The following is a 14,710-nucleotide window of genomic DNA, read 5'->3' as shown; positions in this document are numbered from 1 at the left end:
CCGCGCTTCGCGTTTCCCCCCTCTCCCACAGGGAGGGCGGGAAGCAAGCTGCAGCCCCGGAATGGCAGCCCCCTAATTCGCCTTCTCGATCAACCCCTCCAGCAGCCGCTTCAGATCCGCTGTGGCCTTGTTGCCGTAATTCTCGGCGATATGAGCCTCCTGGCTCAGCGCCAGCGCATTGAGCCGTTGCGTCAATGCCTTGCCGCGGTCGGAGGAGAACATCAGCACCTTGCGCCGGTCGTCGGCGTCCTGCACGCGGTACACCAGCGAGTCCGATACCATGCGATCGACCATCTTGGTCAGCGTCGGATGGTTCAGCAGCACGGCGTCGGCGAGGTCGCCCATCGAATGGCCCTTGCCGTCGGACAGCACTTTCAGGATCCGCCACTGTTCCACCGGCACGCCTTCCTTGCGGAACCGGGCATCGAGCTGCCGGTTGATCTCGCGATTGGCCTGCGCCAGCAGGTAAGCGAGATGTTCGGTGATCGGTCGGCTCGGGGTCAGCGGTTTGGCCACGGTGCATGCTTCGGGTTGGGAGTGGATGAATATTGGGCGGCTTTGCTTGTTCTATATGCATGCGAATCCTTGAACATTCAATCTTTTCCGATGGCTTGTTTTCGGTTGCCGCTGATTGTACCGGCGCGCTAGGCTAGCCGGGTGACGGACCCCTGACTGTCGAAAGGAGAGTGCTGTGCTCTCATCCCTGCTGCGCGACAGAGCCGGTTCGCCCACGCCGCTTCCGCCGTGGTCGGATCCGGAGGCGTTCGGTCGCCGTGGCGACCGCCGCAAGTTGCGCATCGCCAATTTCGTCACGCTGTCCGGCCCTGCCGGCCTGTGGGGGCCGGCTGCCACCAACAGCACGCTGCTGGCGGCTTCCGAAATCAACAAGCGTGGCGGCATTCTCGGCCGTGAGGTCGAGCTGTCATTTTACGATGCTGGCGGTGATATCGACGACGTGGTGCGTACGGCGCAGGATGTCGTCGCCGCCGAAGATGCCGACATCATCGTCGGGTCGCATATCAGCGCGGTGCGGGTGGAGCTGCGAAAGGTCATCGCCGGCCATGTTCCCTACATCTACACGCCGGTCTACGAAGGCGGTGAACGCACGCCCGGCGTGATGGCGATCGGCGAGATTCCGCGGCAGCAGTCGCGTCCGGCCATCCAGTGGCTGGCCGATGCCAAGCGCGCCACGCGGTTTTACCTGATCGGCAGCGACTATGTTTGGCCGTGGCTCGCGCACAAGGCGACCAAGCGCTACATCGCCGACGCCGGCGGCCGCGTGGTCGGCGAGGAATTCGTGCCGCTCGGCGCGCAGGACCACAGCGCGCAGCCGGCGCGGATCCGCGCCGCCAAACCGGACGTGGTGCTGATCTCGCTGATCGGGACTGACGCCATCCTGTTCAACCGCGCTTTCGGCAAACAGGGCCTCGGCGCCAAGATGCTGCGGCTCGGCGGCGCCATGGACGAAACCGTGCTGCTCGGCATCGGCGCCGCCAACACCGAGAACCTGTTTTGCGCCTCCGGCTATTTCGTCGACATGACGTCCCATGACAACGACGCGTTCCGCTGCCGCTACGAAACCGCCTTCGGCCGCCATGCGCCGCCACCGGGGTCCGTCGCGCAATCGAATTACGAAGGCCTGTGCTTCCTCGAAACCATCGCCGCGCGAACCGGTTCGCTGGCGGCAAAACCGCTGCTGGCGACGGCCGCCAACATCGACTACCGGGGCGCGCGCGGCAACGTCCGCATCCGACGGGGTGACGCGCAGATGCCGATCCATCTTGCCGAAGCTGACGGGCTGGACTTTCGATTGATCAGAACGTTCTGACGTATCAATTGCGCCGATAGAAGAGGCCTAAAATAATACTTGAAAAGGAAAACATTTCCGTTTCTAGTGACGAGGTCACCTTCATGCGACTGCGCGCGCCGTTAGACTTGCGCGCGACGCCGCTTCAACAGCGAACCGATCCGGAGATGCCTCTTGACCGTCAGCCTTCCCACGCCCGACCAGGTGCGCGATCTCGCCGACCAGTGCGGCCTGTCCCTCAGTGATGAAGATGTCGTCTCGTTCCGCGGCCTGATGCAGGGCTCGGTGGATGCCTACAACGTCGTCGGCGCCATGCCAGACGAGGTGCCGGTGGTGAAATATCCGCGCACGCCCGGCTATCGTCCGGCGCCCGAGGACAACACGCGCAACGCCTGGTATCGCAAGTCGAGCGTGAAGGGCGCGGGCAGCGGCAAGCTGAAGGGCAAGGTCGTCGCGCTGAAGGATAACATCATGCTGGCCGGCGTGCCGATGATGAACGGCTCCTCGACGCTGGAAGGCTTTGTGCCGGATTTCGACGCCATCATCGTCACCCGCATGCTCGACGCCGGCGCGGAGATCGCCGGCAAGGTGCATTGCGAATCGTTCTGCATGTCCGGCGGCAGCCACACCAATTCCACCGGCCCCGTACACAATCCGCACAAGGTGGGCTATTCCGCCGGCGGCTCGTCGTCGGGCAGCGCCGTCGTGGTGGCGCTCGGCGAGGTCGACATGGCGATCGGCGGCGACCAGGGCGGTTCGATCCGCATGCCGGCGTCGTTCAGCGGCGTCTATGGCATGAAGCCGACATGGGGCCTGGTGCCCTATACCGGGGTGATGCCGATCGAGATCTTCATCGACCACACCGGCCCGATGACCGCCAATGTCGCGGACAACGCGCTCCTTCTTGAAGTGCTGGCGGGCGACGACGGTTACGACCCGCGCATCAAGTCGCCGGTGGTGCCGGACTATACCAAGTCGCTCGGCCTCGGCGTCAAGGGCATGAAGATCGGCGTGCTCAAGGAAGGTTTCGAGCAACTCGGCGCCGAAGCCGCTGTCAATGAAAGCGTGCGCGAGGCCACCAAGCGGCTTGCCAGTATCGGCGCGATCGTCGAGGAGATCTCGATCCCCATGCACATGGTGGCACCCGCGATCTGGACGCCGATCGGCACCGAGGGCATGACCCAGACCATGATGATGGGCGACGGCTACGGCCTCAGCCGCTCCGACCTGTATTCGACCGCGCTGATGGACGCGCATCGTGGCTGGCGCGGCCAGGCCGACGCGCTGTCCGAGACCACCAAGCTGCTGCTGATGTTCGGTACCTACGTTAACAACATCTATGGCCCGCGTTATTACGGCAAGGCAGTCAACGTTTCGCGGCGGCTCAAGGCGGCCTACGACAAGGCGCTGGAGAGCTATGACCTGCTCTTGATGCCGACCACGCCTATGAAGGCTCAGCCGCTGCCGGCGGCAAACGCCAGCCGCGAGGAAAATGTGGGGCGGGCGTTCGAGATGCTGGCCAACACCTCGCCGTTCGACGTCTCCCATCACCCCGCCATGTCGCTGCCGTGCGGCATGGTGGACGGGCTGCCGGTCGGGCTGATGCTGGTCGGCCGCCACTTCGACGAATCGACCATCTACCGCGCCGCGCATGCCTTCGAGCAGTCGGCGGACTGGAAGACAATGTGAGCATGATGCGCAAACACCGTCGGTCATGCCCGCATGGATAATCTGTTCATCGCGCTGTTCGAGATCCTGAGCTTCGGCGCGATCGTGGTGCTGGTGGTGCTGGGACTCGGCATCATCGCCAGCATGATGGGCATCTTCAATTTCGCACAGGGCGAGTTCGTGCTGCTCGGCGCCTACATCACCTATGTGGTGCACAGTGCCGGCGCACCTGTCTGGCTCGGCATGGTCGCCGCGCCGTTCGCGGTCGGCGCGCTGGGCTTCGTGCTGGAACGGCTGGTGGTGCGGCGATTCTATGCCGCGCCTATCATCGCCATGCTCGGCACCTATGCGCTCGGCCTGATCATCCGCGAGGTCGTGCGCGGGCTGATCGGCGGTCTCTACATCTCGGTGCCGGAACCGATCGGCGGCTCGGTCAATTTGGGCGCCATGCATTTTTCGTCATGGCGGCTGGTGATCATCGTCATCACGGTGCTGGTGATGGGCGGCAGCTATCTGCTGCTGGCGCGCACCGCCTTCGGCCTGCGGATCCGCGCGTCGCTGGAGAACCCGGCGCTGGCGCGCGCCTCGGGGATCTCCACCAATGCGATCTACGGCGCCACCTTTGCCTTCGGCGCGGCGCTGGCGGGCCTCGCCGGCGCGCTGATCGTGCCGGTGTTCTCGCTGTTCGCCGATCTCGGGCTGCGCTTCCTGATCCAGGGCTTTGTCGCGGTGATGGTCGGCGGCATCGGCTCGTTCGCGGGGCCGGTAGCCGGCGCAGGCCTGATCGGCACGCTGTCGGCGGCGCTGCCCTGGGTGATCTCGCCCGTGATCGCCGACGTCCTCGTCTTCGTGCTTGCCATCATCTTCATCAAGTTTCGGCCGCAGGGCCTGATATCCGGAAAAGGGGTCTGATCATGAATCGCGACAACAGCCAACTCAGCCGTCGCCGCTTCCTCTCCAATTTCGCCTTCGCCACCACGGCCATCTCGACCGGCGTTGGCAGCTGGGTGATCCCTGCGGACTGGGCCAACGCTGCCGCGGGCCCGATCAAGGTCGGCATCGCCACCGATCTCACGGGACCGATGGGCTATGCCGGCAATGCCGACGCCAATGTCGCGAAAATGGTGATCAAGGAGATCAACGATGCCGGCGGGCTGCTCGGCCGGCCGCTCGAACTGTATATCGAGGATACCGCATCGAACGAAGCCGTCGCCGTAGGCAACGTGCGCAAGCTGATCCAGCGCGACAAGGTCGACCTCACGCTTGGCGGCATCACCAGCTCGATGCGCAACGCCATCAAGGACGTCATCGTGTCGCGCGGGAAGACGCTGTATATCTATCCGCAGCTCTACGAGGGCAAGGAATGCACGCCCTACTTGTTCTGCACCGGGCCGACCCCGGCGCAGCAGTGCGACGAGTTCATTCCCTGGCTAGTCAAGAATGGCGGCAAGCGCTTCGCGCTGCCGAGTTCCAACTATGTCTGGCCGCACACGCTGAACGTCTACGCGCGCAAGGTGATCGAGGCCAATGGCGGCGAGGTGGTGCTGGAAGAATACTACCCGCTCGACCAGATCGACTTTTCTTCGACCGTCAACCGCATCATTTCCAACAAGGTCGACGTCGTCTTCAACACCGTGATCCCGCCGGGCGTAGGGCCGATGTTCAAGCAGCTCTACGAGGCTGGCTTCCTGAAAAATGGTGGGCGTCTCGCCTGCGTGTACTACGACGAGAATACGCTGGGCATCAACCAGCCCAACGAGATAGAAGGCCTCGCCAGTCTGTCTCGACTATTTCAAAGCGCTGACGCCGGAGGACCCGGTCAGCGCCAAGATCCAGGCTGCTTACGAGAAGCAGTTTCCCGGCACTTTCCTGTTCGCGGCAGGCAGTGCGGCGACCGGGACCTACCGCGGGTTGAAGCTGTGGGAAGCCGCGGTCAAGGAAGCCGGCAGCGTGGAGCGCGACGCGGTGGCCAAGGCGCTCGATCACGCCAGAATCGCGGAAGGCCCGGGCGGGCCAGCCGAGATGGTACCGGGTCAGCGCCATTGCAAGATGAAGATGTACACAGCGGTCGCCAAGGGCGGCAAATACGAAGTCGTTGCCCGCAGCGCAGGTCTGGTCGATCCCAAGGAATGTTGAGCGGATGCTGATTGGAATGAAGGATAGCTCCGCATTCAATGTGTCGTCCCCGCTTTCGCGGGGACGACATACTGCGCCTGGGGCAACGCGATGACCAAAACCACACACGCCGCCGCTGCGTTGTCGCCGCCGCGCTTCGGCTGGCGCGCGCAGCGGCTGCCGATAGTGGAACTCGTCGTGCTGGCGATCGGCGTGTTGCTGCCACTGGTGCTGCAGGACTATCTCACGGTCTATGCCACCCGTGTGCTGATCCTGTGCCTGTTTGCGCTGTCGTTCGATCTGGTGTGGGGCTATGCCGGCATCATGAGCTTCGGGCAGGCGCTGTTCTTCGGTTCCGCCGGCTACAGCGTGGCGCTGCTGGCGCGCGACCTCGGCATCACCTCCATGGCGCTGGTGCTGCCAGCCGGCCTGCTGATCGGGCTGACCTTCGCTCTATTGCTCGGTGGCTTCCTGCTGCTGGGGCGTCATCCCTCCAGCGTGATCTTCGTTGCTTTGGGCACGCTAACCGGTTCCTACGCCGCCGACCGGCTGGCGCGTGGCTGGTACTACCTTGGCGGCCAGAACGGCATTCCCTCGATCCCGCCGATGACGCTTGGATCCTACGAATTCACCGAGGGGCCGGCGTTCTATTATCTCGCCCTCGGCATTCTGCTGGCCGTCTATCTCGGCTGCCGCTTCCTGGTGCGCTCGCAGTTCGGCCTGGCACTTGCCGGCCTACGCGAGAACGAGCAGCGCATCGCCTTCTTCGGCTACAAGGTGCAGCACCTCAAGGCGATCATCTTCTCGTTCAGCGGCGCCGTGGCCGGCCTCGCTGGCAGCCTGTACGCCTTCCACGAGGGTTTTGTGTGGCCCAACATGCTGGGCGTGGTGATGTCGACGCAGGTCGTGCTGTATGTCCTGTTCGGCGGCGCGGGCACGCTGATCGGCGCGGTGATCGGCACCGTCGTCATCGAGGCCGTCAGCTTCTGGCTGTCGAACTCCTATCAGGACATCTGGCCGATCATTCTCGGCACGCTGCTGCTGCTGGTGATCCTGTTCCGCCCGGCCGGCCTCGTCAGCCTGATTTTCAGCGAACGCGAGCGGGTCGGGAATTTCGGCCGCGCATCGAAGCGGGGACATCATGGCCCTTCTTGAAGCGCGCGGACTGGTGAAGATTTTCGGCAAGCTGACGGCGCTGAACGGCGCCGACCTGACCATCGAAGACAATGAATTTCACGGCCTGATCGGTCCCAATGGTTCCGGCAAGAGCACGCTGATGAAATGCATCGCCGGTGCCGAGATCCCGACGAGGGGCGCGGTGTCGTTCGGCGGTCGCGACATCACCAACTTCTCGCCGGCGGAGCGCGCCCGAGCCGGCATGAGTTTGAAATTCCAGATCACCAGCGTGCTGCCGGCGTTGACGCTGTATGACAACGTCCTGCTGGCGCTGCAGGCACAGACGTCTCTCGCGAGTCTCGTTTTATCGCGCAGTCGCGGCATCCTGCATGACAAGGTGATGGCGATGCTCGAGCAGTTTCGCCTCGCCGACCGCGCGTCGGACCCAGCCTCGGCGCTGTCGCACGGCCAACAGCAATGGCTGGAGATCGCCATGGCGCTGGCGCCGGAGCCGAAACTTCTGTTGCTCGACGAGCCGACCGGCGGCATGAGCCTCGAGGAGCGCCGCGTCACCGGCGAATTGCTGGCGCCGATCAAGGCGCGCTGCTCGCTGGTGATCGTCGAGCACGATCTCGATTTCATCCGCGACATTTGCGACCGGCTCACCGTGCTCGATCAGGGCGCGGTGCTTAACAGCGGCTCCGTGGCGCAGATCCAGTCGTGCCCCCGCGTCCAGGAGGTCTATCTCCGCCGTGCCTGAAGACAAATTCCTCGACATCCAGAATCTCGACGCCGGTTACGGCCGCAGCCAGGTGCTGTTCGGTGTCACGCTCAGCGTGCCGTGGCGCGGCGGCGTTGCGATCCTCGGACGCAATGGCGCCGGCAAGACCACGCTGATGAAGGCGATCGTCGGCGAACTGCCGGTGCTGGGTGGCTCCGTCAGTCTGGACGGCCGCGACGTCAGCCGGTTGCCGACCGAGCAGCGTATCCGCGCCGGCGTCGGCTATGTGCCGCAGGAGCATGCGGTGTTCGCGAGACTCTCGGTTCGCGACAATCTTGCGGTCGGCGCGCTGACCAACCGCGACAGCGGCGCGGTGAATCGCGTGCTGGAGATCTTTCCGAAACTGGGCCAGCGCCTCGACCAGGCCGCAGGCACGCTATCGGGCGGCGAAAGAAAAATGTTGGCAATCGGCCGCGCGCTGTTGTCGGAACCGCGTATCCTGCTGCTCGATGAGCCGACCGAAGGCGTCTGGATCGGCGTCATCGAGGAGATTACGGAGCGGCTGATCCTGCTGGCGAAGGACATCGCTGTGGTCATCGTCGAGCAGCACCTGGACCTGGCGCTGCGCGTGGCCAGCACCGCCTACGTGCTGGATCGCGGCCGTGTCGCGCTGGCGGGCCCCGCGGATCAGGTGCGCAGTGATCCAAAACTCGTGCAGTTTCTCGCGCCTTGAGTTGAACCGCAACGTTCCAGACTTCCATACTGAATGACGGCATCGTCGCCGAGCAGAGTGAGCGTCATTTGACCGTGGCTCCTCTCGGCACCGGAAGAATGAGTTCGAATGAAACAATCAATGGCAAGTCCCCGTCAAACGCCCCACCACATAGCCTGGTAGACGGCAGCTTCTGGCGCAAAGCAATCGTATGCGTCGAGCTGGAATGGGAAATACCGTTGCTCGCCGTCGAGGAAGATGGTGATACCTAACCCATCAAAACACTTAGCGTAATTGCCTGACGACGAACGATCGCTCGCCGCGCCGTTTTCAGGGCCAAGCAGCCAAACTCGGCGCGGGCATCAGTCCATTCGGCGGCAGTCCGATCTCGTGCCGGCCATCTCGACCACTCCCGAGCGAGCCAAACCGCTACATCAGGCGTTCTTGGCTTACAGCAGAGGCCGCAATGCGCGCGTCGAGCGGCGCGCGACGAGCAGCGGAGGCGTGACCACGCGAGGCGCGTCGGTACGGACGCCTTCAATAAGATCGAGCAGCAGTTTGCCGGTTTCTTCGCCCATCTCGCGGTGACTTATGCGTACCGTGGACAGCGGCGGCTCTACGAGATCCACCAGCGGCATGTCATTGTGTCCGATCACCGACAGGTCGTCCGGGCATCGTCGTCCGATGTCGCGCAATGCCTCATACACGCCTAGCGCGAGGAGGTCATTCGCAGCGACGATCGCGGTGGCTTGCGGCCGTCTCGCCAGCAGCCTTCGTGCCGCGATGCGTCCTGCCTCGCGCGTAAATGCCTCGGCTTGTTCAACGTCAGCCTCGATCGGCGCAAGGCCGGCCGCAGTCATGGCGTCAATGAAGCCACGACGACGCAAGGAGCCTGTCGAGACCGTCTGGGGGCCGGCAAGGTGCACAATTTGGCGATGTCCCAGGTCGAGCAGATGGGTGACAGCCAGTCGCATGCCGGCCACGTCGTCAGGCACCACCGACGGCACGCGCGCTTCCGTTTCCGCGCGATTGACGAGCACGACAGGAAGCCGCCAGTCCACGCAACGCGCGACTGTCTCGTCTTCGAGCGCGACATTGGCGAGTACAAGACCATCCACGCGGCGCGACACCAACCGTTGAATGATGTCGCCGTCACCCGATCCGCGCGGCTGCGGGTCGGCGACGATCAATGCATAGCCGCGCGCCGACAGCACGCTTTCGAGGCCGCTGATGATCGGCGAGAACACTGGATTGGCGATATCCGGAACAATGATCGCGACCATGTTCGAGCGCCCGCCACGCAGGCTTGCGGCCACCGTGTCCGGGCGGTAGCCAAGTCGGACAGCAGCCTCGAGGATGCGGCGCACCACCGGCTCGCCGATCCGTTCGCGTCGGAGAGGGTCCAAGGCACGGGATACCGTCGAAGGGTGAACCCCCACTTCGCGCGCAAGGTCTTTGATCGTCGTCAGTTTACCCACGCTCCGAACATTATGCAGTTTTATTGACATGCGCAATCGATTGCATTATTTGTGCAATCGATTGCGCATTGAAGACAACGAGAAACTGCCGGTCGGGGGAGTGGTTATGATCATCTCAAAACAGGAAGATGTTACCGGCGTCGTGATTGGCGCGATGAGTGGGGCGCCTAACGATCGATTGCGAACGGTCATGGCGTCCTTTGTTCGTCATGTTCATGCGTTTGCGCGCGAAGTTCGGCTGACCGAGGCTGAATTCGAATTTGCCATCGATTTCCTTAACCGCATTGGCCAGGCCACCAACGACGCTCATAACGAGGCTGTGCTGTTCAGCGACGCGATCGGGCTATCGACTCTCGTGTGCCTCCTCAACAACGGGCAGGACGGCGCCAGCGAGACCGCGGCGGCGTTGCTCGGTCCGTTCTGGCGCGCCAACGCGCCGCAAATGGAAAATGGCGCGTCGATCCTGCGCTCGCCGACGCCGGGAGCGCCGCTGTTCGTGGATTGCAACATTCGCGACGGGCAGGGACGACCGATGTCCAACGTGCGGGTCGATGTCTGGCAGGCCTCACCATCTGGAATGTATGAAAACCAGGATGCCGGCCAGGCCGACATGAATCTGCGCGGCGTCTTCATCTCCGATGAAAATGGCCGTTTCAGCTTCCGCTCCGTCAAACCGGCGGGCTATCCGGTGCCGACCGATGGGCCGACCGGCGAGATGCTGGCGGCGCAGAAGCGGCATCCGTATCGCCCCGCACATCTGCATGTTCTCGCCTACAAGCCCGGTTTCAAAACGCTGATCACCCAGGTCTTCGTCGATGACGACCAGCACCTGGAGAGCGACGTCGTGTTCGGCGTGACGCGCGCGCTGATCGGCGATTTCCGCAAGGGCCAGGGCACGCCGCCCGCCCCCGACGTCGATGGTGACTGGTTCAGCCTGAACTACACGTTCGTGATGGAGCCCGGCGAAGCCGTGCTACCTCATCCCCCTATCAAGTGAGCTGTCGATGACGAATTCTCTCTCTGGCAAGGTTGCGGTGGTGATTGGCGGTTCCGGCGGCATCGGTGCCGCGGCCGCGCGGATGCTTGCGGCCGAAGGCGCAACGGTCGTCGTGACCTGGCGTTCGGACGAAGCTGCCGCGACCACATTGCTTGCGGGGCTGCCGGGGCAGGGGCATTTCGCGCGACGCGCCGTGGTCGAGGAAACCGCGACGCTGACCGCTCTGGCCGCGGAGGTCGCAACGGAACTCGGTCGCTGCGATATCCTCGTCAACAGCGCCGGCTACACTAGGCCGATTCCTATCGCCGATCTCGACGCGCTTACCGATGACTGCATCGACGATATGTTCAAGGTCAACTGGCGCGGGCAGTTTGCCGCCATCCGCGCCTTCGCGCCGCTTCTCAAAGCGTCAGGCGATGGGCTGATCGTGAGTGTCTCGTCGATCGCCGGCCTCAGCGGCGTCGGCTCCAATCTCGCTTATGCCGCCATCAAGGCCGGCATCGATACCATGACCAAGTCGCTGGCGCGCGCGCTGGCGCCGGCGGTGCGCGTGATGTCGGTGTCGCCCGGCGTGGTCGCCACCGATTTCGTGCCGGGCCGCGATGCGGCTGCGCTGGAAAAGGTCGCGCTGACCATCCCGCTCAGGCGTGTCGCGACGGCCGAGGATGTCGGCCGCGCCATCGCCGCCTGCGCAACGCACTTGACCTATTCCACCGGCTCGCTGATCGTCGTCGATGGCGGCCGGGCGTTGTAAGGAGAGACCGATGCGCCCGATCCTCGGCAAGATTGTTATCACCTGCGCCGTCACCGGCAATCTGACACGGCCGGACCAGACGCCGCATCTGCCGATCACGCCGGAAGAAATTGCCGATGCGTGTCTCGGCGCCGCGGATGCGGGCGCCGCGGTCGCGCACATCCATGTGCGCGAACCGGGCAGCGGCGCGCCGTCGATGAAGCTCGAATACTATCAGGACGTCGTGGCCCGCATCCGTGCCCGCAACCGCGACCTGATCCTCAACATCACCACAGGTCCCGGTGGCCGCTTTGTGCCGTCGCAGGACGATCCGAAGGTTGCCGCGGCCGGCACCACGCTGATGAATCCGGAAGAGCGCGTCGCGCATATCACCGCGCTGAAGCCGGATATCTGCACGCTCGATCTCAACACCATGAATTCCGGCGGGCAGGTGGTGATCAACACGCCCGCCAATGTGCGGCGGATGGCGAAGGTGATCCGCGCGGCCGGCGTCAAGCCGGAGATCGAACTGTTCGATTCCGGCGACATTGCGCTGCTGCATGATCTTCTGGCTGACGGCACGCTGGGCGGCGGCCCGGCGCTGACCTCTTTCGTGATGGGCGTCAAATACGGTCTCCAGCCGTCGCCGGAGACCGTGCTCTACGCGCGCGGTCTGCTGCCGGCGGATGCGCATTTCACCGCGATCGGCATCGGTCGCGCGACTTTCCCGATGGTTGCGCAGTCGGTGCTGGCAGGCGGTCATGCCCGTACCGGTCTGGAAGATGCGGTAATGCTCGGTCGTGGCGTGCTGGCCCCGTCCAATGCGGCGATGGTGGAGAAGGCGCGGCGGATCATCGAGGAACTCGGCGTGCAGATTGCGACGCCCGCAGAGGCCCGTGCGCTGTTCGACCTGCCGGGCAACTGATCGAATCCGACGCGCCGCATGACATCATATAGAGGATCGGAATGACGACATTCGCCAACGTGACTGCCACCTGTCTGCGGGTCGCCGCCAAGGCCGAGCGCATCGAGAGCGTTATACTCGGCATCGAGCGGCGTGCGCTCGCCTGTGCAAGCCCGAGCGATGCGCTGGTCGAGATCAAGGCGGCTGCAATCAATCCGTCGGACGCCAAGGCGACGCTCGGATTGATGCCGCATGCCGTATTTCCACGGACGCCGGGCCGCGATTTTGCCGGCGTCGTCATCGACGGGCCGGCCGAACTGATCGGCAAGGAGGTGTTCGGCTCGTCCGGCGAACTCGGCATCCGGCGCGACGGCACCCATGCCACGCATCTGGTGGTCGAGGCGTCGGCGCTGGTGGAAAAGCCCGCGAATATCAGCCTGGCGGAAGCCGCGGGCATCGGTGTGCCCTTCGTCACCGCACAGGAGGGCTTCCGCCGGACCGGCATGCCGAAGCCGGGCGAGACCGTTCTGATCCTCGGTCTCAACGGCAAGGTCGGCCAGGCCGCCACCCAGATCGCGTCATGGCAGGGCGCCCGCGTGATCGGCGTCGTGCGCAAGGACGAGCCATATGTGGGCGATGCCCATGGCGAAGTCACTGTCATCAATTCCAGCCGCGATGACGTCGCAACCAAGGTGCGCGAACTCACCGGCGGCAAGGGCGTCGATATCGTCTACAACACCGTCGGCGAAGCCTATTACGAAGCAGGCACCAAATCCCTCGCGCATCTCGGTCGCCAGATCTTCATCGCGTCCAACAAAACGACCGTACCGTTCGATATCTTCGCCTTCTATCGCGGCAAGCACACGTTTTTCGGTGTCGACTCGCTGTCGCTGTCGTCGCCGGAGGCTGCTGAAATTCTGCGCGATCTGGTGCCCGGCTTCGCGAGCGGCGCTCTGAAGCCGTATCCGATCAAGCCGGATGCGATCTATCCGCTGGCGCACGCGGCAGAGGCCTATGTCGCCGTGCTCGGCTCGTCGCGCGATCGTCTCATCTTCCAACCCAACGAGTAAACGTCATGCATGTCGTCCGTCTCGATGATGCCCCTCGCTACGAGGCTCCCGGCCATACGGACATGCGGATGCTCCGTCTCCAGGGCCGCGATGCCGGCCCGAGCGATGTGATGTGGCTCGGCATGAGCCAGATCCTGCCGGGCGGCGGCATCACGCCATCCGCCTCGCCGGAAGAGAAATTCTACGTCGTGCTCGATGGCGAAGTGACGTTCGAGACGCCGGAGGGCAAAGCGACGCTCGGTCAATGGGATTCCTGTCGCATCGCGCCCAACGAGACGCGCGCCTTGCGCAATGAGACGAAACGACCGGCTGTGGTGTTGCTTGCAATGCCACTGCCCAACTCCGCCAGAGGCTGAAAGCCCGGCACTTCAACACAGGGAGGATATAATGGACCGCCGACAATTCATGATCGGTGCCGGCCTTGCCGCGACGACGGCTATTACCGGCAGCTCCGCTCTTGCGCAGGCTTATCCCAATCAGCTCGTTCGCATCGTTGTGCCGTTTTCCGGCGGCAGCCTTACCGACATTCTCGCAAGGGCCGTGGCCGAGCGACTGACGGCAAAATGGAAGCAGCAGGTCATCGTTGAGAACAGGCCGGGCATCGCCGGCGTCAGCAGCATCGCCAAGGGGCCGGCGGATGGCTCCCAGATCATGCTGACCTCGAACGGCCATAGCGTAGTTGGCGTAATCAACAAGAACCTCGGCTTCGACCCGATCAAGGATTTCGCAACCATCAGCCGTGTCGGCTCGACCCCCGCGATCCTGATCGTGCCGCCCGATGCGCCCTACAAGACGCTGACCGAACTGATCACAGCAGCCAAGGCCAAGCCGGATTCACTGAGCTACAGCTCGGCCGGTGTCGGCAGTGCGACCGGCATTGCCGCCGAACTGTTCAAGCATCTCACGGGGACGAAGATGGTGCTGGTGCCGCATCGCGGCCTGCCGGAATCGTCGATGAGCATCATGCGTGGCGACACCAATCTCGCCTTCACCTATTTCGGTGTCAGTGGGGATTCCATCCAGGCCGGCAAGCTGCGCGCGCTGGCAGTCACCGGCAAGAGCCGAATGCCGCAATTGCCGGATGTGCCGACCTTCGCCGAGGCCGGTCTGCCGGAGTTTGTCTACGATAGCTGGTTTGGTATGCTCGCCGCCGCCACAGTGCCAAAATCCATCGTCAGCCAGATCGCGCGCGACGTTGCCGAAGCGCTGGCCGATCCCGCGTTGAGCAAGCAGTTCGCCGTGCAGGCCGTTGAGATCGCCAGTTCGACGCCGGAGCTATTCGAGGCGGAGTTGCGCAGCGATGCCGAGCGCTACGGCAAACTCGTCGCGGTGTCGGCGGAGTTGCCGCCCAAATAGCGACGGGCCGGCATCGAGCCGGCCCGTCGGTCG

Annotated in this window: 14 protein-coding genes and 1 pseudogene; 13 read left to right on the top strand and 2 right to left on the bottom strand. The window is 63.9% G+C overall.

The genetic code is table 11. The features are described from left to right. Positions 1-72 precede the first annotated feature (72 nt). Positions 73-516, bottom strand: coding sequence for a MarR family winged helix-turn-helix transcriptional regulator (locus tag ACUXVA_RS30670; protein WP_265082174.1), 444 nt, complete (start codon positions 514-516; stop codon positions 73-75). Positions 517-691: 175 nt separating this feature from the next. Here ACUXVA_RS30670 and ACUXVA_RS30665 point away from each other — a divergent pair, with 175 nt between their 5' ends. From ACUXVA_RS30665 to ACUXVA_RS30635, 7 genes and pseudogenes are all read left to right on the top strand, one after another. Then, entirely contained in the window at positions 692-1,828 is a 1,137-nt protein-coding gene (locus ACUXVA_RS30665) for a substrate-binding domain-containing protein (protein ID WP_445489995.1), read from the top strand. A gap of 153 nt (positions 1,829-1,981) precedes the next feature. Beyond that, positions 1,982-3,496, top strand: coding sequence for an amidase (locus ACUXVA_RS30660; protein ID WP_265082176.1), 1,515 nt, complete (start codon positions 1,982-1,984; stop codon positions 3,494-3,496). 33 nt (positions 3,497-3,529) lie between these two features. Then, positions 3,530-4,387: a branched-chain amino acid ABC transporter permease gene (locus ACUXVA_RS30655; protein WP_265082177.1), complete on the top strand. Its 858-nt coding sequence runs from the start codon at positions 3,530-3,532 to the stop codon at positions 4,385-4,387. A gap of 2 nt (positions 4,388-4,389) precedes the next feature. Next, positions 4,390-5,611: pseudogene (locus ACUXVA_RS30650) on the top strand (substrate-binding protein). A 90-nt stretch (positions 5,612-5,701) separates the two neighbouring features. Continuing rightward, positions 5,702-6,745: a branched-chain amino acid ABC transporter permease gene (locus ACUXVA_RS30645; protein ID WP_265082179.1), complete on the top strand. Its 1,044-nt coding sequence runs from the start codon at positions 5,702-5,704 to the stop codon at positions 6,743-6,745. Beyond that, on the top strand, positions 6,732-7,466 hold the full coding sequence (locus ACUXVA_RS30640; RefSeq protein ID WP_265082180.1) for an ABC transporter ATP-binding protein: 735 nt from the start codon (positions 6,732-6,734) through the stop codon (positions 7,464-7,466). Before ACUXVA_RS30645 ends, ACUXVA_RS30640 begins: the two co-directional genes overlap by 14 nt. Further along, positions 7,459-8,160: a branched-chain amino acid ABC transporter ATP-binding protein gene (locus ACUXVA_RS30635; protein ID WP_265082181.1), complete on the top strand. Its 702-nt coding sequence runs from the start codon at positions 7,459-7,461 to the stop codon at positions 8,158-8,160. Before ACUXVA_RS30640 ends, ACUXVA_RS30635 begins: the two co-directional genes overlap by 8 nt. Before the next feature lie 428 nt (positions 8,161-8,588). Here the strand turns inward: ACUXVA_RS30635 and ACUXVA_RS30630 are convergent, their stop codons facing one another. Further along, on the bottom strand, positions 8,589-9,617 hold the full coding sequence (locus ACUXVA_RS30630; protein ID WP_445489991.1) for a LacI family DNA-binding transcriptional regulator: 1,029 nt from the start codon (positions 9,615-9,617) through the stop codon (positions 8,589-8,591). A 106-nt stretch (positions 9,618-9,723) separates the two neighbouring features. On the opposite strand from ACUXVA_RS30630, the gene ACUXVA_RS30625 reads away from it, so the two are divergent. The 6 genes from ACUXVA_RS30625 to ACUXVA_RS30600 all read left to right on the top strand — a co-directional run bounded on the left by ACUXVA_RS30625 (position 9,724) and on the right by ACUXVA_RS30600 (position 14,677). Then, positions 9,724-10,614 (top strand): dioxygenase family protein, encoded by an 891-nt coding sequence (locus tag ACUXVA_RS30625; protein WP_445493373.1) that lies wholly within the window; start codon positions 9,724-9,726, stop codon positions 10,612-10,614. 7 nt (positions 10,615-10,621) lie between these two features. Further along, positions 10,622-11,368 carry an SDR family NAD(P)-dependent oxidoreductase gene (locus tag ACUXVA_RS30620; protein ID WP_265082183.1) on the top strand — a complete coding sequence of 249 codons (747 nt, stop codon included), beginning with the start codon at positions 10,622-10,624 and terminating at the stop codon, positions 11,366-11,368. 10 nt (positions 11,369-11,378) lie between these two features. Continuing rightward, positions 11,379-12,272: a BKACE family enzyme gene (locus ACUXVA_RS30615; protein WP_265082184.1), complete on the top strand. Its 894-nt coding sequence runs from the start codon at positions 11,379-11,381 to the stop codon at positions 12,270-12,272. Between the two features lie 41 nt (positions 12,273-12,313). After that, on the top strand, positions 12,314-13,321 hold the full coding sequence (locus tag ACUXVA_RS30610) for a quinone oxidoreductase family protein (RefSeq protein ID WP_265082185.1): 1,008 nt from the start codon (positions 12,314-12,316) through the stop codon (positions 13,319-13,321). Positions 13,322-13,389: 68 nt separating this feature from the next. After that, a complete protein-coding gene (locus ACUXVA_RS30605) occupies positions 13,390-13,677 on the top strand; it encodes a cupin domain-containing protein (RefSeq protein ID WP_265082186.1) in 288 nt (95 codons plus the stop codon). A gap of 31 nt (positions 13,678-13,708) precedes the next feature. Then, the gene (locus tag ACUXVA_RS30600) at positions 13,709-14,677 is read left to right on the top strand and encodes a Bug family tripartite tricarboxylate transporter substrate binding protein (protein WP_265082187.1); all 969 of its coding nucleotides are present in this window, start codon (positions 13,709-13,711) and stop codon (positions 14,675-14,677) included. Positions 14,678-14,710 lie beyond the last annotated feature (33 nt).

Source organism: Rhodopseudomonas sp. RCAM05734 (assembly GCF_052658035.1).
Note: the sequence above shows the minus strand (reverse complement) of the source record. Positions and strands in the feature narration are given on the sequence as shown.